Raw genomic sequence first — 18702 nt, 5'->3', positions numbered from 1 at the left:
GCCCCGCCCTGACCCCCGGTTCCCCCGGTGCCGGCCGAACCGCCGGGGCCGCCGGGATTGCCAGGGCCGCCCTGGCCGCCGTCACCACCCCGACCGCCCGTGCCGCCGCTTTGCCCGGCCGCTCCGTTCTGGCCGGGGTCACCATTGATACCGGCGCCACCCTGCAGTCCAGCACCGTTGCTGCCGGTCTCACCCATCTCGCCGGCGCCGCCGTCGTGCGCGACGACAGGCGGGGCAGCCGGGTTCGCGACGCGCTGAGGGTTAACCGCGTTGGCTCCGACGAAGCCGGCACCACCATTTCCACCCAGGCCCCCGTGACCGGACAGCCACCCGGCATTTCCGCCGTTGCCGCCGGCGCCTCCCGCGCCTCCAGGCAGCGCGACGCCGCCGGCGCCGCCGTTTCCGCCGTTGCCGATCAGGCCGGCACTCCCCCCGGCCCCGCCCGCCTGCCCGACAGCGCCGGCAGCACCATTGCCGCCGTTGCCATACAGCAAACCGCCGTCAGCACCGGGTTGGCCGGGCAGAGCGCCATTGGCCCCGTCACCGACCAACGGGCGTCCCAGCATGGCCCGGGTGGGGGCGTTGACCACGTCGAGTAGTTGCTGCATCGGTGAAGCGTTGGCCGCCTCGGCGGCCTGGTAAGCCGTTCCCGCGGCGCTTAGCGCCCGAATGAAATCCGCATGCAACGCCGACGCCTGCCGGCTCAACGCCTGATATGCCTGGGCATTCCCGGAGAACAACAGCGCGATTGCCTCCGACACTTCGTCGGCGCCGGCAGCCATGACTCCAGTGGTCGACGCGGCCGCGGCGGCGTTGGCCGCTCGCAGTGCCACTGCAATTCCATGCAAATCTGCCGCTGCCGACGAGAAAACCTCGGGCACAGCGCTGACAAACGACATCTCCCGACCTTCCGCTGCGCGATAACGCCCCGAGCGGATCGTATGCTCCAAACCCGCGTTTTGGGGAATCGGCGCCTAATTCATATACGAATTCGACGGTCGGGCGGCGTCCGGCAGCGGCTAGTTGACCGGCGTCAACGCTGCTTATGCAGCAGGTGTGATGGCATTCGCGAGATCGTGGGGCACGGTGTTCAGCAGTGCCGGGAGAAGTCCGCCGAATTTGGTGCCACCCAGTGTCAGGTTGATCGGGATATCGATCCCAAGAATCTGCAGTGGCACCGTCGCCGTTATGGCATGCGGCCGAACAAGCAAACCTTGGTAGGGCAGATGGACCACCACCGGTATGTTCAGGTCCCCGATGATCGGCAGGCTGAACGTCACCGGCAGCGACATATCCACGATCGTTTCGCCATTGAGGAAGCCGTTCAGGACGAGGGCGGGAGCGTCACCGAAGCCGCCGATCACCATTAGCGGGTTCCCGGTCGCTATGCCGTGGCCGATCTCTGTCGCGGCGGTGGCAAGCCCGTCGAGGCCGGCGACGGGCGCCCCAGCTACCCCGAATAGCAGCGATAGCGGCAAGCCGAAGTTCGCGCCGAGCACTAACGCGGGCGGAGTCAGGCTTCCAGAAATCGTCGTCGAGACACTCGTATCGGTGAGTGCACCGAACACGTTGGCGACGTTGTGCGTCATCTGAGCATTGATAGAACCGGTGGGCATGAGGGTGGCCAGAGCCTCCATGTTTTTACCGGGGATGCCCAGAATCGGGAACAAGTCCGCCACCGGGCCAAGCAACCTCACATCGTTCAAGTTGTGGGTGTCGAACCCGGTGATGAACACATTGACCAGGGCCTTTGTCCCGTCATTAACCGCAAGGTTGTACTGACCGGCCGCAATGTCGTTCCACGCAATCTGCATATCTGCCGGGAAGCCGGCCAGCCCCGCCTGAAGGTCGCTACCGGCGGCTGAAAGCGACGTGCTGATCGTCTGCCAATCGTTCACCGTGCCGCTGACGAACTGCTGCGCATACATGCCCGCAGGGAAGGACGCGGCGCTTTGGATACCGAACTGAATGTTCTCCGGCAGGTGCGCCATCTCGTTGGGGAGGTTCTGGACGGCAACGTTGATATCGTTGCCCAGCTGCAGCGCGTAGTGCTGCTGATTGACCAGGATCTGGCGCAGGAACGGGAATGGGTCAGCAGCCCAGTCACTGCCAAGGGCGCCCAGGTTGCTGCTGGTATTGATGTACAGCTGCCACCACGGGTTGATGGGCGGGGTGGGAGCAACCCCGGTGGGCGACGGGAACAGCCCCGGCAACAGACCCGGCAGCAGCGGCCCGATCACGGGCAAGCTTACGAGGGTACCGGTAATCGGCGCGAGCGGGTTAGCCAGCAGTGCTGTCCCGTTGCCGCTGATCAGCGCCGATATCGCGTTGCCGAATTGCTGACCGGCGGACGCGAAGAACGGGCCCAGCGGACCGCCACTGACGAGCGAGGTGAGCGCCCCGTTGCCGCCGATCAGCGGGCCCAGGAGACCGCCGGTGCCACCGAAGACGATGGGGTCCAAGAGCCCGCCGCTACCACCGAGGATCCCGCCCAGCCCGCCGGTGCTGGTAGTCGTGCCGCCGCCGAGAAGTCCGAGAAGTGGGTCGGTGGCGGCCGCCGCCGCCGTGCTGCCGCTGAACGTAGCCAGCAGATTTCGCTCGGCGTTGGCTAATTCGGTGGTGAGGTAAGCGGCCGCCCCGCCGTTCAACAGCTTGACGAATTCGGCGTGAAACGCCGCGGCCTGAGCATTAGCGGCTTGAAATTCCTGTCCGTACGCGCCGAAAAGCCTTGAGATGGCCGCCGACACCTCGTCGGCGGCCGCCGCCGCGACCTGTGAGGTGGGTGTTGCCGCAGCCGCGGTTGCCGCACCCAGCGACGAACCAATTCCCGCGAGATCCCCTGCTGCCGCACTGACCAACTCCGGCGCGATTACGAATGACATGTTTTAGCCTCTCTTCGACCCAACAGCCACCGCTCAACCTTGAGCCGGACAGAACGGGACTTATTGCTGCGGCCTATACCCGCCGGGATACCTCTTTCAAACTCCGAATTTGCAGCGATTTCTCGTCGCATCCAGCACCCGCGTCGGTTCGCCGGCGCTCCACGGCCCGGGACGTGGATTTCGCTGGGGCACTTCGTCATTGGGTCGGAGGCCGCCGGCGCCTTGCGGTCGCAACGACTAATCGAACAAGAGCCGCATTCGCGCCCACAATGGGAGCGGTTCCGCGAAATTGAATTCAAAGCCATTGCTGATTCCGATTTTCGTGTGGCCTGCCTTAATCACACCGCGAACATTGCGTCTTCGGCGTAGCGCTGTAGGCCCGAGCGTGCTCTGGCGACCACTGCGCTGCCGTCGGCCACGGATGCGGCGTAGGTGTCGAAGCAGTCAGCGCCCAACCGATCCTTCAACAGCGCCAACTGGTCAGCGTGCAGCGGTGACGGCTTAGCCGCCTTCAGCAGGGCGTAGTGCAGGAACACCGCGTCTTCGTCGGCACCGAGCCGGGCGAGCAATCTCGTGACGTGACGCAGACTGAGCCACTGCTGAGCCCAGTCGCCGACCCGATCCCAATGGTCGAGCACCTCGACGAACAGCCCGGCCGCTTGTACCGGATCACCGTGTACGGCACGCGTTGCCGCCGCCTCCATCAGCGCGATGCCATACCACCAGAAGTTCTGCACCCCACCGGCCAGCCGCGCCGCGTCATCGAACAGTGTCAACGCGCGTTCGGGCTCAGACTTCTTGAGCAGGTAAGCGAGCGTGAAGTAGGCCGTCGATTGCGCCGTCGGGTTGCCCGTCCGGTCGGCGACTTCGACTGCCTCCTGCGCGGCGGGCAAAGCGGTGTCGGGATTGCCCAGCACCACCTGACAAGTGGCAAGCACGCAGATCGTGTGCACCAGCCGGATCGGGTCGTCGTTGCCACGCGCGAGCGTGACCTCCTTGTCCCAATACGCGAGGAAACCGCTCGCGTCACCCTCGAAGAGGACCACGTCGGCGAGCACGTCCTCGGGGTAGGCAACTCGGGCGGTGCCGCGCCCGGGCACCCGCCCTTCGGCCAGGTTCACCAGGCGTCGGGCACGAGTGAAATCGCCGCGAACCCAGGCGACCCGGGCGGCGGCACCCACTACCGCGGCGAACAGCGGATGGTCCGGATCGGCGACGGCGACGGCACGTTCGGCCCAGTCGCCCAGTTCATAGCCGACGCGAACGCCAACCAACTCGGTGTTCGCGGCGACCAACCGCAAAGCCAGATCGACGTCGTCGTCGGCCATCGCGTGCTCGAACGCCGTTCGCAGGTTGTCGTAGTCCGGCAGCATCCGCTCGACCCATTCCCGCTCCTCGGCGGTATGCAGTCCGACGGCGGCGCGCTCGGCGAGCTGGGTGAAGTAGGCGGCATGCTGCTTGATCAATTGCCGGTCAATCCCCTGCTCCTGCAAGCGATCCCGGCCGTAAGCGCGCAGCGTTTCCAGGACGCCGTATCGGGTGCGGTCGGCGACGCTGCGCACGACGACCATCGACTTGTCGACCAGACCGACGAGCAATTCGAGCGTGTCCTCGAGCTCAGAACCGTCTTCGGCGGCGCCGGCTCCGCAAACGCCGTGCGCGGCATCGAGGTCGAAGGAACCGGCGAAGACCGAAAGCCGCGCGAACAAGGCTTGCTCGGGCTCGGTGAGCATTCGATATGACCAATCGATGGTCGCCGTCAGGCTCTGGTGGCGGGGTACGGCAGCGCGCATTCCGCCCCGCGAGATACCCAGGCCGTCCAGCCGCCGGACCACATCCAAGGTGCTCATCACCCGCATCCGTGCGGCGGCCAATTCCACGCCCAACGGCAAGCAGTCGACCCGCCGGCAGATCTCGGCCACCGCGCCCTTCGGCTGCTGCTCGAGGTTGAAATCCGGCCGGCTGGCGCGGGCCCGGTCGGCGAACAACCGCGTGGCATCCTCCACCGGCAGCGGCGGCAGAACCACGATTCGTTCGCCCTCGACGCCCAGCGGTTGCCGGCTGGTCGCCAGCACCGTTATCCCGGGGCAGTGCTGCACGATGCGCTCCAGCAATCCCGCCGCCGCATCCAGCACATGTTCGCAGTTGTCGACGACCAGCAGCACCTCGCGCGACCGCAGGTATTCGATCACCGATTCCTCGATGTCCAGGCGGGCCTGCTGGCGCAATCGCAGGGCCGCCGCGATGGTATGCCCGATGGCATTGCCGTGTTCCACCGGTGCCAGCTCACAAATCGACACACCGTCGCTGAACTGCTCTTGCTCGTGCCGGGCGACCTCAATAGCCAGCCGCGTCTTACCGACACCGCCCACCCCGGTCAGCGTTACCAGCGGTCCGGCGCGCAATGCGTCGACGATGCGCGCGACCTCCTGCGCGTGGCCGACGAAGCTGGTGGCGCGCCGCAGCAACCCCGAACGCGGCCGGTGAAAGATCAGCCCCTGCGGCACCGGCGAACCATCCGGCGACTTCCCGTTCTCGGCGGCGCCGTTCGAGCTGTCGCCGGACAGAATTTGCTGATGTACCTGGCGCAGGGACGGGCCCGGCTCAACACCGAGTTCGTCGACCAGACGCTGGCGCATCTTGCGGTAGGTGTCCAGCGCGTCGGCCTGCCTGCCGGCGCGGTACTGGGCCAGCATCAACTGCCCGGCCAGGCGTTCGTCCAACGGGCTGCCGGCCTGCGCCGCGGTGAGCTCCACGAGCAACTCGGCATGCCGACCGGCGCGCAGCGCCGCATCATTGCGGTCCAACGACGCCGAACGCTGCTCGGCGACAAGAGCACCGCGCAGATCGTTGACCCACGGCGTGTCCAAGGATGCAAACGGCTCGCCCGTCCACATCACCAGCGCACGATCAAACAGGGCCGCCGCCGCGACCGCGTCTTCGGTATCCCTCGCCTCGGCGACCACCTCACGGAACCGGTGCAGGTCGATCGACGATGTGTCGGCCATCAGCGCGTATCCACCCGGGCCGCGCGCGATCCTCACCCCTTCGACGGGGGCGAGCAGGCTTCGCAGCCGGGAGAGATAACTCGTCAGCGAACCGCGCGCGGAGTAGGGGGGCCGATCAGACCACACCCGATCGATCAGCTGCTCGGCCGGGATCGGATGGTTGGCGTCCACCAGCAGGGCGGCCAGCACACACCGTTGCCGGGCGTGGCCGATGTCCAGCCGCACTCCGTCGACTAGGGCTTCGACGTCGCCGAGCAGGCGGAACTCGACGGTCATCCACACCCTCCGCAAAGGCGCACAGCAAACATGGCACTAGCTAGCAGTACTAGGTAGCATACGACGCCCGCCGGAATGGTTCGGCCACTTCGGGCCCGTGGTTTGCAATGCGAGACCGGGCGGCGGCTCCCCGCTGCGTGCCAAGCCGCCCGGTCCGCAACCTCGCCGTTCGACTAGGCAGCCGCGCCGATGGCCTCCGCAAGCTGTTCGGGCAGGAAGCCCAACAACGCGGGCACGATCCCACCGAGCGGCGTGCCGCTGACGACGGCGTCCGTACCAAGCAGCGGAATCGTTGCCGTGTAGGGCCCCGGCGGCACCAGAATTCCGTCCAACGGCAGGTTGAGCGTGGTCGGGATGCCCAGTGCGTCGATGGTCAGCGGGAACGTCGTCTGCCCGTTGAGGAACCCGTCCGCGACGGCCGCCGGAGCGTTGAGGAAAGCCGTGGCGGCGCCCAGCGTGTCTCCGGTCTGCACCGCGTTGACGAACGCGCTTGTGCTGCTGCCCAACGCGTTCAGCGCGTTGACCGGCCCGCCGAGTGCATCGATACCCAGCGCCAGCGGCAAGCCCATGTTGGCGTTGATCGCCACTCCGATGCCGGTCGGAGCGCTCGGATCGAAGACCAGCTCCAGCGTCGAGGTGACCGAAGTGTTCGTCGCCGTCTGCACCAAGTTGGTGAAGTTCTGCGACACCATCGCTGGGATGGATCCGGCCGGCAGCAGGTTGGTGAAGTTCTGCGCCATCTGCCCGGGTATGGCGAAGATCGGCAATAGGTCGCCCACCGGGCCTATCGGCGTGATCGACAAGACAGCATTCGCGCCCGTCGTCACATCGAAACCGGGAAGCAGCAGATTGACCAGGCCGGCGCCCACGGTATCCATTGCGCCGGTGACATTGCCCGCCGAAAACTGCTGGAACGCGGTCTGCAAACCGTCCTGGAAGGTGGGCAGTCCGGCGTTGAGATCCTGGCCTGCGCTGTGCAGCGCCGACGAGATCGTGTGGGCGAAACCAGCCTGGTTGGTTGCGACCTGGTTGATGAGGGCGCCCGGGTTTGCTGTCAGCAGCGACTGGAAGGCCCCCTGCACCCCCGACGGCAGGTCGGCCAGCACCGCAGGCAGGTTGGCGACGGTGTTCTGCACCGACGCGGCGATCGCCTGGCCATAGCCGATCTGGTTGTGGACCAACTGCTGCAGGAACGGCGCCGGGTTCGCGTGCACGGCGCTGTTGAGGCTCTGCAGGTTGGCGGTGGTGTTCGCCAACAGCGTCTGGTACGGCGCTGCCACCTCGCCGGCGAGGGTGTTGAGGCCGGTGGCAGCAGCCGCGCCGCCGAACAACGGCTGCCCGAACAGCGCCTCGGCGGGCGCGTTCACCGCGCTCGCCAGCAACTGCGTGCCGGTGGCCTCAGCGTTGCTGTATGCGGCAGCTCCGGCGTTCAGCATGTTCACGAACTCGTCGTGAAACGCCGTGGCCTGGGCGCTGAGCGCCTGGAATTCCTGACCGTGCGCACCGAACAGCTGCGAAATCGCCAGAGACACCTCGTCGGCGCCCGCTGCTACAAGTCCGGTGGTCGGGCCGGCTGCCGTCGCCGCGGCCTGGTGCAGCGCCGATCGAATGCTGGCTAGATCCTGGGCTGCCGCCTCGACGAGGTCCGGCGCCGCGATCACAAATGACATATCAATCTCCCTGATTCATCCCCGAAAATGACCGGTGGTCATCCCGAGATGAATCTAATACTGCTGTTGTACATACGTCTAATTCCCAGCAAATTGCCAGTACGCCCTACGGCTTCTGGCAGAGATAGTCAGAATTTGGACCTGAACAGGCAGAACATGGCCGTAACTGAATTTATTCCCGGGCCGCTACAGCGTGGTGTAGTTCAGCCGCGCAGAACGGCGCCCACGCGCTCGGCCGCACGTTGCACGGCGGCATCGCGAGCCGCGCTTGCGTCGTCTTCGGTCAACGTGCGGTCCGGCGCACGGAACCGCAGGGCGAAGGTCAGCGACTTACGGTGCTCGCCGATCTGTGGGCCCACGAAAACGTCGAACAGCTCGAGGTGCTCGAGCAGGTCGCCGGCCCCTTCGCGAACAGCGTCGGCCACCGATTGAGCCGGAACGTCAGCGGACACAACCAGGCTGACGTCCTGGAACACCGCCGGGAACGGCGACACCCGCGGCGCCGGCAACACCTCGCCGATGGGAATTCCGTTCAGGTTCAGCTCGATCGCACAGGTTCCCTTGGGCAGGCCGGAGCGCTCGATCACGGCGGGGTGTAATTGGCCGGCATGGCCGACGGAGGTTTCGCCGACGAAGACCTCGGCACATCGCCCCGGATGCCACGGCAGGTATTGGGCCGGCCTGAGCGTCACGTCGATTCCGCTGGCGCGGGCGATGTTTCGCACCGCTTCGATAGCGTCCCACGCCTCTACCGCCCGGCCCGGACCCCACGGACCGCGCGGTTCGCGCAGCCCAGCCAGTACCGCGGCCACGTGCTGAGGCTGGTGCGGTAGCGACTCGTCCAACAGGGCGACTTCGGCATCGGTGGGCCTGCGATGCACCGGAATCAGCTCGACGGCCCGAGTGCGGTCGGTGGGACGGACCACCTGGGCAATGGCATACAACGCGACATCGACGAGTCCGCGGGAGACGTTGCGTGTCAACGCTTCCAGCAATGCGGGCAACAGCGTGGTGGCCAGCTGCGGCCGGTCGGCCTCCAGCGGGTTGAGCACATCGGTAGTGCTGCGCCGCGGATCATCGGCCGGCAGGCCCCACAGGTCGAAGACACCGGCGGGCAGAAACGGGGTGGGCAGGATTTCGACGTAGCCGGACTGCGCCAGCGATCTGCCGATCGCGCGACGGCGTTTTTGCACCGGGGTAAGTCCGCGGCCAGCGGGCGCCGACGGCAGCACCGAGGGAACCGCTTCCAGTCCCTCGAGCCGCAGCACCTCTTCGACGAGATCGGCGGGTTGCCGCAGATCGGGTCGCCAGCTGGGCGGGGTCACCGCCAAGCTGGCGCCGTCTTGCGTTACGGCACAACCGATTTGGACCAGTCGACGTGCGGCCGTGCCCGACGGGTACGCCACCCCGGCGACGCGGTCCGGCAAGTCGGCGGCTATCGCGATCGGCGGCATCGACCAGTCGTCGCGCGGCGGGTCACCCCGCCAGTCGGTCAAGGTCGGGTCGACCGAGCCGCCGGCGATATCGGCAAGCAGGGCGGCACACCGGTCCAGGGCCACCACCGAAACGGCTGGGTCCACTCCCCGCTCGTATCGACGGGCGGCCTCACTGGGCAGATGCAGCCGGCGCTGAGTTCGCGACACCGCGGCCGCGTCCCAAACCGCTGCCTCCAGCAGGACGTCGGTGGAATCGGCGCGCACCTCGGTGCTGGCCGCGCCCATCACGCCGCCGATCGCCGCTGTCGCGGCGTCATCGACGATGAGGACGTCGGCGGGATCGAGTTTGCGCTCGATGTCGTCGAGGGTGACAACGGTTTCGCCCGGCTGGGCGAACCGCACACCAAAGCCACCGGTGATGCGGTTGCGGTCGTGGGCGTGCATCGGGTGACCCAGTTCCAGCATCACGTAGTTGGTCACGTCCACTGCCGGTGACGTAGCCCGGATGCCGCACAGCAGTAGTCTGCGCTGCAACCACCACGGCGACACGGCGGCCGGATCAATCCCGGTCACCGGGCGCAGCGCAAAACGGCGCACCCCGGTTTCGGGCCGCACCGTCAGTGCCCACGCCTCGCCCTGTATCGGTAACGGCGGCACCACCTGACTGCTGGCCGGATCCACGAAGTCCAGGTCATAGGCGCAGGCGATTTCGCGGGCCAGACCCCGAACCGACATGCCGTAACCGCGGTCCGGCGTGATCGCCAGGTGAAAGACCACGTCGTCGAGGCCCAGCACGTCGATGCCGGACGCGCCGGGTTCCGCCGTCCCGTCCGGCAGCACCAGGATGCCGGAATGGTCTGCGCCCAAACCGAGTTCGGCCGCCGAGCAGATCATCCCGTCGGAATTGCGGCCGTAAGTCTTGCGGGCCGTGATGGTGAAACCGCCGGGCAGTACGGTACCGGGCAGAGCCACGACAACTAAGTCGTCAACCTTGAAATTGGTTGCACCGCAAACGATTTCATGCTGCTTGCCGTCGCCGATGTCGACCAGGCAGGCTAGGATCGGTTTCTTGAAGCCGGTGAGCTCATCGATCGCGGTGACCCGCCCAACCGTCAGCGGACCCTCGACCGGACCGAGCGTGCTCACCGCTTCGACCTCGTGGCCGATGCGCACCAACGCCTGCTCGAGATCGGCTGGCGCAACGTCCCATTCGGGTGCGCCAACCGCGACGACCTCGCGCAGCCAGCTGTAGGGAACGCGCATCAGGCCCCCACCCCGAACGGCAGCGAGAACCGGATGTCGCCCTCGACCATGTCGCGCATGTCGGGAATGCCGTTGCGGAACTGCAGAGTTCGCTCCAGACCCATCCCGAAGGCGAAGCCGGAGTAGACATCGGGGTCAATGCCGGCGGCCCGCAGCACGTTGGGATGCACCATTCCGCAACCGCCCCACTCCACCCAGTCGGCCCCACCCTTCTTGTTGGCAAACCACACATCGACCTCGGCGGAGGGCTCGGTGAACGGGAAGAAGTGCGGCCGGATCCGGGTGCGCGCCAGCGGCCCGAACTCGGCGCGCGCGAAGGCATCCAGTGTCCCCCGTAAATGGGCCATGGTCAGCCCGCGATCCACGGCCAAACCCTCAACCTGATGAAAGACCGGGGTGTGGGTGGCGTCGAGTTCGTCGGTGCGGAACGTCCGGCCGATCGAGATGACGTACACCGGCAACTCGCGCTCCAGCAGGGTGCGCACCTGCACCGGAGAGGTGTGCGTGCGCAGCAATTGGCGGGAATCCTCGGGCGCGATGTAGAAGGTGTCCTGCTCGCTGCGCGCGGGATGGTCGGGCGGGAAGTTCAGGGCATCGAAGTTGAACTGCTCGGTCTCCACCTCCGGCCCCTCGGCCAATTCCCAACCCATGGCGATGAACGTGTCGGCGATGTGCTCGGCCAAGATCGTGATCGGGTGCCGCGCGCCGGTCGGTTGCCGGGTGGACGGCAGGGTGACATCGATGCCTTCGGCCACCAGCACCGCCGCGTCGCGCTCGGCACGCAGCGTCGCCAACCGGTCTTCGTAGCTGCGCTGAGCATCGGCGCGCGCGAGGTTGACCCGCTTGCCCGCATCGGCACGGTCGGCTTTGGGCAGCGCGGCCAGGGCTTGCCGTGCCAGCGCCAGCGGCGAGCGATCCCCGAGGTACTCCGTCTTGACCCGGGCCAATGCGTCTAGGGTGTCCGCGCCAGCGATCGCGTGCTGCGCGGCGCTGACCGCCCGGGCCAACGCATCCGGCGACAGGTCGACGGGTTGATCACCCACGCGGCCACACTCTCCTTGCTGACGAGGCTGTTCGGGCTGCCCGGCTCCCTTGCAAGGGACTTGCAAGGGCCAATCCCAGCTCGGTTCGATCACGGCACGCGGTGCATTCGCCGCACGGGCATGACGCAAGTGCCGATCATAAGTCAGCGGTGGCGACGCGGAACCGCCGGGATCACGCCTCGAACTGCTCGAAGGCGTGCGAGAAATCCCAGTTGTTTTGCGCCACTCCGCTGCTGGTGTTGGATTGGGCTCCCACCGGACCCGAGTAGTCGCGGTCAGCCGACCACATGTGCAGCCCGCCCAATCCCTTCTGCTGGGCGAAGGCGGTCAGCTTCTGCGCGTCGGCGACAGTGAAGATTTCGCTCGCGTCGTCGTTGACGCCGATCATCGGGGTCACGTCGATCATCGACCAGATCTGCGCGTCGGTCTTCGCCGGATACAGCGGCACCAACTGATCGTGGACGGCCGTGGCCGCCTGGATCGCGTAGTCACCCATATGCCCGGTGTACTGCAGGCTCGGGTCGTAGTAATCCATGGCCATGACGTTCACGTGCCCGATGTCCACCTTGTTGGTGATGGCGTTGGTGATCACCCCCAGCCCGTCGGCGGTCAGCCCCGTCGGCAGCACGGGAAGGGTGAACGTCACTTCGACCGGATGCCCGCTGGTGGTGCCGGCCGTCTGCAGCGCGGCAATGGCCTGCGAACGGCGCGTGAGTGATCCGAGGTCGGCCTGGGCGGCGCCTTCGATGTCGAAATCGAGTTTGTGGATCCCATAGGTGTCGATCACCGACTGGTACTTGGCGGTCAATGTCTGCACGCTGGTGTTGGTGAGCGCGAGTTCCTGGTTGGCGGCGCCGCCGAAGGAGATGGTGGCGTCGGCTCCGCCGTGTTGCAATGCGGTCATGGCGCTGGTCACCCAGGGGTCGTTGAGCCCGTAGTAGGTGCCCCAAGACGGGTTGCCATTCGCATCGCTGACGATGAAGCCGAGCATGACGTGGTCGATTCCACCCGCGCCGGTGGCGGTGGTGTAGTCGAACTGCGGCCACAACGACATGTCGACGTAGGGCGAGAACTGCCCGGTCGTCGTCGGTCCGGAGGGAACCGGGGGCGGCGTCACGGGCGGCACCACCGGCGGAGTCACCGGCGGTGGGGTCGTGCCGCCGGTCACTGGTTGTCCGTTGACCACAGCGTTCGTCGGCGGCGCATAGGTACCGGTTTGCGCCACCTGGAAACCAACGGTGAACGACTGTCCGGGCGCAATGGGTTGCGCCCCGGCCTCCGAGGCCACGGTGTAGTGCGTGCCGTCCGAGACGAGCCGACCGCCCCACGCGCTGGTCACGGATTGTCCTTGCGGCAGGTCGAATTCGAGTTTCCAGGCGCCCAGGGCCGTGCTGTCGGAGTTGGTCACGGTGTATTTGGCGACGTAGCCGGTGTCCCACTGTGAGGTCACCGCGTACGTCGCGTCCAGCCCGGTACCGGTTCCTCCCTCGGTGCCCGTTCCGCCTCCGGTACCGGTTCCGCCCCCGCCGTCGGTGCCGCCCGGGGGGTGGCTGGGCGTGACGTCGGCGGCGCTCGCGCCGACCTGGCCGTTGCTCCCCGGGTGACCGAACGGCCCGGCCGTGCCGCCCAGACCGCCCTGGCCGGGATTACCGCCGTTGAGTCCCGCCACGGCCTGGCCACCGGGGCCGCCGTTGCCGCCATTGCCCAGCAGCTGACCGCCGCTACCCCCATTGCCGCCCGGCGCGCCGGCGCCGCCGGCTCCGCCGGCCCCACCGTTTCCGAACCACCCAGCGTTGCCGCCGGCCCCGCCGGGGTGGCCTTCGGCGCCGGCGGCCCCGTTGCCGCCGTTGCCGTAGATCAGCCCGCCGTCGGCGCCGCGACCGCCCGCCACGGTCGCGTCCGCCCCGTTGCCGAACAGTGGGCGCCCCAGCACCGCCTTGGCCGGTGCATTCACCAGGTTCAGCGCCTGTTGTTCAACCTGCTGGACCAGAGATCCGTTGACCGCTTCCGCGCTCGCGTACCAGCCGGCGCCCGCGCTCAGGGCCCGGACAAACCGGGCGTGAAACGACGCCGCCTGAGCGCTGAGGACTCGATAGTCCTGCGCGTAGGTGCCGAACAACGCCGCGATGGCCGTCGACACCTCATCGGCGGCTGCCGCGGCCACCGCCGTCGGACTGCTCAGGTTCGCCGCACTCAACGCCGAGCCAATGTCCTCCAAATTCGCCGCCGCAGCCGACAGCGTCTCCGGATCAGCGATCATAAAAGGCATCTCGCAGTCCTCCGGCCCCATTTATCACTTCGCAATAACGTTGCCACGTAATTATTCGAGTTTCAATTGTAAAAATTGCGCTTGCACCGCCGGTGATAAATTCGAATCTCATTCCACAATCGCAATTTGATGAATATTCGCCCGGCGCTTATCCAGACCCCGCCCTGCGCCCTGGCCTTGGCTGGCAGGTGACGGCGCGCAGATCGGATATCGCCAACGGGCGCCGAATCTGCCATGCTGTCGGCCATGGACTTACTGAAGATTTCGTCAGTTAAGGCGGTGCGCCCGGTAGAAGCGGCGCGACACTACCTCGCCCGCTTGCGTCAGCGCATGGCTCCGCCCCAGGCGGCGTTGATGGAAATGATTCTGTCGGCGTGGTCAGCGCAGGCCATCGCCGCGGCCGCAGACCTCGGCATCGCCGACGCGCTGGCCAAGGGTCCGATGTCGGCCCGGGAACTCGCGGCCGCGGTCAGCGCGGACGCCGACGCCGTCAGTCGGCTCATGAGGGCCTTGATTGGACACGGCATCTTCCGGCAACGTCGCGACGGTCGTTACGCCCTGACCCCGCTCGGCGATCCGCTCCGCAGTGACGCAAAAATGTCGGTGCGCGGAATGGCGAGATGGGTCGGCACTCCGCAGGAACGCGAGCACTGGAGCCAGCTGACGCAAGCGATCCGTACCGGCCATAGCGTTGTCGAGGAACTACGCGGCAAGGTCTTCTTCGACTACCTGTCGAGTGAACCGGACCTGGCCGCAATCTTCAATCAAGCGATGACGAGCACATCCGAACTCGCCGTCGCACCCGTGGTCGCCGCCTACGACTTCAGTGCATTTGCGACGGTGGTCGACGTTGGCGGCGGGCACGGCCGGCTGTTGGCCGCGGTTCTGACCGCGGCGCCGCACGCCCGCGGCATCCTGTTCGACCAGCCGAAAGTGGTCTCCGGAGCCTCATCGGTACTGTCCGAACACCACGTCACTGACCGGGTTCAGATCGCCGAAGGATCGTTCTTCGACGACGACATACCAAGCGGCGGTGATGCTTACGTGCTGAAGTTCATCATCCATGACTGGACCGATGACGACGCGGTACGCATCCTGCGCAACGTCCGCGCGGCGGCCGGCGCAGGCAAGAAAGTCTTGCTGGTCGAGCAAGTGATTCCTGAGCACAACCGCGATTTCCTGGGCAAGTGGCTGGACCTGGAAATGTTGGTGCTCGGTTCTGCCCGCGAGCGCACCGCCGCCGAGTACGAGCAACTCCTGAGCCGCGCAGGTCTTCAGATGACGCGGGTGATAGAGACGGTTTCACCGTTCGGCGTCATTGAGGCGGTAGCGAACTAGGCCGTTGCCCGACGACGGGAACTACCCTTCAGCGACGCGCTCGTCGACGTCCGTCGGCGCAGGCGAGGACAAGGCCAAGCCAGTCGAGGGAGGCTGAGCCACCGCCTGCAACTGACTGAGTGCATCCAGGTCCAGCGGCATGGAGCACAATCGGTGCGCCTCCTCAGCAACCATTCCGAACATCTTCAACATGTCTTCGGCGACCTCGTCGGTGGCCTGCGCCGCGTCCCGCTCGGGCTCGGCATGCAGCAATTCACCCAGGGCCAAAATCATGCCCGCGGTTAGCGCCATCGCCAGCTGCGGGTCGCTCACAGTAAGTCTGCCGGCGGCCGCCGCAGCGGCGATATCACGCTTGGCCCGCGGCCCCAAACCGCGGTCGGCGGTGATCAGGGCCAAACCGTGATTGAGCACAATACGGCTCTCCGGCTGACGAAACATCCGCCCGGTCAGCCGAAAACTAAACGCCAGCGTTTCGGCCGGGTCCTCAATTGATGCCGTCAAGGCATCAAGCAACGCCCCATGAGCGTCGAGGACTTCGTTGATGGCCGCGTCGAAAAGTTCTTCTTTGCTCTCGAAATGGTTGTAGAACGAGCCGACACCAACATCGGCCGCCTCGCTGATGTCCTGAATCGGCACATTGAACTTGCCCGCGGCAATGAACCCCTGCGCGGCCGCGATCAACGCCGCGCGGGTGCGCTGCTTACGCAACTGCAGGCGGTTGGGCCGGTTCTCGACGTCAGCCACCGATCAGCTCCTAAATCGTTAGGTGAAGAACTCTGGACTACAGCATTCCTCGGTTATGAAGGTTTCTTCGCAAGGAGTGTAATTGGTCGATCATTCTTGAGTGAAGATTCTTCAAGCATCGGTGCGACCCCAGCTTGTCGACGCCCGCTACGCTCGCCAGCGAGCCGCCGCGGTTCCAACGATGTCCGTTTGCGACGGCGGCTGGACCGCCGCCTGCAACCGACCGAGCGCATCGAGACCGACGGGCGTGCAGCACACCGTGCGCGCCTCTTCGGCTGCCATTCCGAACATTTTCAGCATGTCTTCGGCGATCTGGTCGGTAACTTGCGCCGCGTCGCGTTCGGGTTCTGCTTGCAGCAATTCCCCCAGCCCCAAGAGCATGCCCGCGGCAACCGCCATCGCAAGCTGCGGGTCGGTCACGGTAAGTCTGCCGGCAGCCGCCGCGGCGGCGATGTCACGCTTGGCCCGCGGCCCCAGCCCGCGATCGGCAGTGATCAGGGCCAAACCGTGATTGAGCACAATCCGACTCTGCGGCAGCGGAAACATCCGCCCGGTCAGCCGAAAACTAAAGGCGAATCGTTCGGTCGGATCGTCGATCGATGCGGTTAACGCGTCCAGCAACGCCCCATGGGCGTCAAGGACCTCGTTGATGGCCGCCTCAAAGAGTTCTTCTTTGGTCTCGAAGTGGTTGTAGAACGAGCCGACGCCGACATCGGCGGCCTCGCTGATGTCCTGAATCGGAACGTTGAACTTACCCGCGGCAATGAACCCCTGCGCGGCCGCGATCAACGCCGCGCGGGTGCGCTGCTTGCGCAACTGCAAGCGGTTGGGTCGGTTGTCGACGTCAGCCAATGATGGCTCCCAAATCGTTAGGTGAAGACCCCGCTGTTACAGCTTACCTCGATTTTGAAGGAATCTTCACACTCTTGACTGGTTGGGCCATCCTTGACTGAAGATATCTTCAACTATCCCCCTAAGGCGGAGGTAGCTCGATGGCGCACGAGGGATTCCTCAGTCAAGCTGTTGTGAAGAAACCTTCACCCACAAGACGGCATGGGGAAAGCCGTACTTAGTGCCGCGCCGATCAGGCGCTCAGCACCGGCTGCGCAACTGGCTGCTCGGACACCGGCGGGCCGACGACCCGTTCCCGCCCGGCGAACACCTGCGCCAGCGCGGCACCCAGCACACCGATCACCAGGCCGGCCACCATTGCCCACCAGCTGTGCGCCAGGAGCAGGAAGCCGAACCCCGAGGACATCGCCAGCATCAGGCACCGCACCCGTGTCCAGTGGATCGGGTGGCGGAAGCGGGTAGCTACCAGCACGCCCAGGATCACGGCAATGGCGTGCCCCGCGTTGGTGAACTCCGCGCCCACGACACCGGCCGTCACGCTCACCGAGACCCACCAGCCGATCCACGCCGGCTGCCAGCGCCGCGGAATCGCGGCGGTCAGCGCGCCGAGCGCGGCGAGCGCGCCGTAGCTCATGCCGACATCACTTGCCCGGGTGATCGACCATGGCAACCAGCCGAATTCGACCGCCGCGGCCAGAGCCGCCGCGACCACCAGCGTCGCCCCAACGTGGCCGACGACGAACGCCACCACCAACCGGATGGTGTGCAGATGCAGCTCTGCGAGCGCGAGCAGACAAGCCAGAAACGGCATCCAGAAGTAGAGCGGGCCGGCTTCCACGACGAAGGCGCTGCCCAACAGCGTCCCCAGCCGGCCATGCGACAGATTGTGCAAATTGGTGCTGGCATGGCGGATCAGGCGATCGTGCGCCTGTGGACTGAGCGTGAGAATCACAGTGCTGACCCAGGCAAGAGCTGCGAGATAACCGACCGTGAACCGGACCCGGGACAGCCGGGAGAAAATGCCGTAAATCATCGGGTTCCACTATGCATTGGAATTTGTTACATCCGGGTCATCGGTCGCTGTCAACTCTCTACCAGTCTTGAGGCGATAGATCGCCAAGTCCGGAGGGATGCCAGTGAGTTTGCTGGAAAACATCGGCCTGCGGGCCCGCTTAGCGACGACGCCCAAGGCGTCCAACTCGCTCTGCGGGATCAGGTCCAGGGTGGGGCTGGAAATCATGATGCCACCTTTGGTGGCCCTTTCCATAACCCGAGCAGCGATGTTCACGTCGACACCGAGCCAGTCGGCACCGAGTCGTTGCGGGCGGCCGGTGTGGATACCGACCCGCATGCGTGGTCTATAGCCGTCCACCTCAACGGATTTCAGGGCATCGGTGGCCGCACAGACAGCGCGCACGGCAACCTCGGGCTTGCGGAACACCGCCATGATTCCGTCGCCCATTCGTTTGACGATGTGTCCGCCGGCATCCAGCAGCGGGGGCTCGACGGCGCGGGCCACCTGGCGCAGCAGGGTCAGGGCCGCATCGTCGCCCGCCTGCAATGACCACGTCGAGAATGCGACAAGGTCGGTGAAAACCAGCGTGACCTCCGGATTTGCCGGGCGGCGGGAAACCGCCTCGGACAACGCCTGCCATACCTGCAACACGCCCAGACTTACCTCCCGAGACGCCGCATCGCGGTCGCCCAGCAGCCGGTCGGCGGCGCGTGCCGCGGCACGCGGACCACCGTCTCCAGCTGTGGACAGCGGATCGCCGAACTCGGGATCGCCAGGTAACAGCCGTCGCGCGCGGCGGACGAAGGCCACCACACCAGGGCTGTGGTTTGTGGTTCTCAGCCACCGGCCTGGAGAACGTCGCTCTGCAGCGTCTTCCGAGACCGCGGTCGCCGTATCGTCGGGCAC

The 18702-nt window shown here is 66.2% G+C and carries 12 protein-coding genes; 1 reads left to right on the top strand and 11 read right to left on the bottom strand.

Annotated features, from left to right (window positions below; translation table 11 throughout):
* The 7 genes from BST12_RS06990 to BST12_RS06960 form a co-directional block, all read right to left on the bottom strand.
* Positions 1–899: PE family protein (locus tag BST12_RS06990; RefSeq protein WP_139801523.1), on the bottom strand; the 899-nt coding region annotated here is incomplete at its 3' end.
* Between the two features lie 144 nt (positions 900–1043).
* Positions 1044–2882: a PE family protein gene (locus tag BST12_RS06985; RefSeq protein ID WP_083112368.1), complete on the bottom strand. Its 1839-nt coding sequence runs from the start codon at positions 2880–2882 to the stop codon at positions 1044–1046.
* A 338-nt stretch (positions 2883–3220) separates the two neighbouring features.
* On the bottom strand, positions 3221–6166 hold the full coding sequence (locus tag BST12_RS06980) for an AfsR/SARP family transcriptional regulator (protein ID WP_083112367.1): 2946 nt from the start codon (positions 6164–6166) through the stop codon (positions 3221–3223).
* Positions 6167–6339: 173 nt separating this feature from the next.
* Positions 6340–7836: a PE family protein gene (locus BST12_RS06975; protein WP_083112366.1), complete on the bottom strand. Its 1497-nt coding sequence runs from the start codon at positions 7834–7836 to the stop codon at positions 6340–6342.
* A 203-nt stretch (positions 7837–8039) separates the two neighbouring features.
* A complete protein-coding gene (pheT, locus tag BST12_RS06970; RefSeq protein WP_083112365.1) occupies positions 8040–10535 on the bottom strand; it encodes a phenylalanine--tRNA ligase subunit beta in 2496 nt (831 codons plus the stop codon).
* Positions 10535–11578 carry a phenylalanine--tRNA ligase subunit alpha gene (pheS, locus tag BST12_RS06965; protein WP_083112364.1) on the bottom strand — a complete coding sequence of 348 codons (1044 nt, stop codon included), beginning with the start codon at positions 11576–11578 and terminating at the stop codon, positions 10535–10537. Before pheS ends, pheT begins: the two co-directional genes overlap by 1 nt.
* Before the next feature lie 172 nt (positions 11579–11750).
* A complete protein-coding gene (locus BST12_RS06960) occupies positions 11751–13847 on the bottom strand; it encodes a PE domain-containing protein (protein ID WP_083112363.1) in 2097 nt (698 codons plus the stop codon).
* A 246-nt stretch (positions 13848–14093) separates the two neighbouring features.
* Here BST12_RS06960 and BST12_RS06955 point away from each other — a divergent pair, with 246 nt between their 5' ends.
* Entirely contained in the window at positions 14094–15185 is a 1092-nt protein-coding gene (locus BST12_RS06955; RefSeq protein WP_083112395.1) for a methyltransferase, read from the top strand.
* A 21-nt stretch (positions 15186–15206) separates the two neighbouring features.
* On the opposite strand, the gene BST12_RS06950 is transcribed toward BST12_RS06955, so the two are convergent.
* The 4 genes from BST12_RS06950 to BST12_RS06935 form a co-directional block, all read right to left on the bottom strand.
* The gene (locus BST12_RS06950) at positions 15207–15929 is read right to left on the bottom strand and encodes a TetR/AcrR family transcriptional regulator (RefSeq protein ID WP_083112362.1); all 723 of its coding nucleotides are present in this window, start codon (positions 15927–15929) and stop codon (positions 15207–15209) included.
* A 147-nt stretch (positions 15930–16076) separates the two neighbouring features.
* Positions 16077–16781, bottom strand: coding sequence for a TetR/AcrR family transcriptional regulator (locus tag BST12_RS06945; RefSeq protein ID WP_083112361.1), 705 nt, complete (start codon positions 16779–16781; stop codon positions 16077–16079).
* Between the two features lie 232 nt (positions 16782–17013).
* A complete protein-coding gene (locus tag BST12_RS06940; protein WP_083112360.1) occupies positions 17014–17814 on the bottom strand; it encodes a rhomboid-like protein in 801 nt (266 codons plus the stop codon).
* Between the two features lie 9 nt (positions 17815–17823).
* Complete coding sequence (locus BST12_RS06935) at positions 17824–18636, bottom strand: adenylate/guanylate cyclase domain-containing protein (RefSeq protein ID WP_372510891.1); 813 nt, start codon at positions 18634–18636, stop codon at positions 17824–17826.
* Between the last annotated feature and the right edge of the window lie 66 nt (positions 18637–18702).

Source organism: Mycobacterium angelicum (assembly GCF_002086155.1).
GTDB lineage: Bacteria > Actinomycetota > Actinomycetes > Mycobacteriales > Mycobacteriaceae > Mycobacterium > Mycobacterium angelicum.
The sequence above is the reverse complement of the archived record's forward strand: the minus strand, read 5'-3'. Positions and strand labels throughout refer to the sequence as shown.

Bases quoted from the DNA above. Each gene is read 5' to 3' on its own strand.
- BST12_RS06955 (WP_083112395.1), top strand. From the start codon at position 14,094: ATGGACTTACTGAAGATTTCGTCAGTTAAGGCGGTGCGCCCGGTAGAA.
- BST12_RS06975 (WP_083112366.1), bottom strand. From the start codon at position 7,836: ATGTCATTTGTGATCGCGGCGCCGGACCTCGTCGAGGCGGCAGCCCAG.
- BST12_RS06940 (WP_083112360.1), bottom strand. From the start codon at position 17,814: ATGATTTACGGCATTTTCTCCCGGCTGTCCCGGGTCCGGTTCACGGTC.
- pheT (WP_083112365.1), bottom strand. From the start codon at position 10,535: ATGCGCGTTCCCTACAGCTGGCTGCGCGAGGTCGTCGCGGTTGGCGCA.
- BST12_RS06980 (WP_083112367.1), bottom strand. From the start codon at position 6,166: ATGACCGTCGAGTTCCGCCTGCTCGGCGACGTCGAAGCCCTAGTCGAC.
- BST12_RS06960 (WP_083112363.1), bottom strand. From the start codon at position 13,847: ATGCCTTTTATGATCGCTGATCCGGAGACGCTGTCGGCTGCGGCGGCG.
- BST12_RS06985 (WP_083112368.1), bottom strand. From the start codon at position 2,882: ATGTCATTCGTAATCGCGCCGGAGTTGGTCAGTGCGGCAGCAGGGGAT.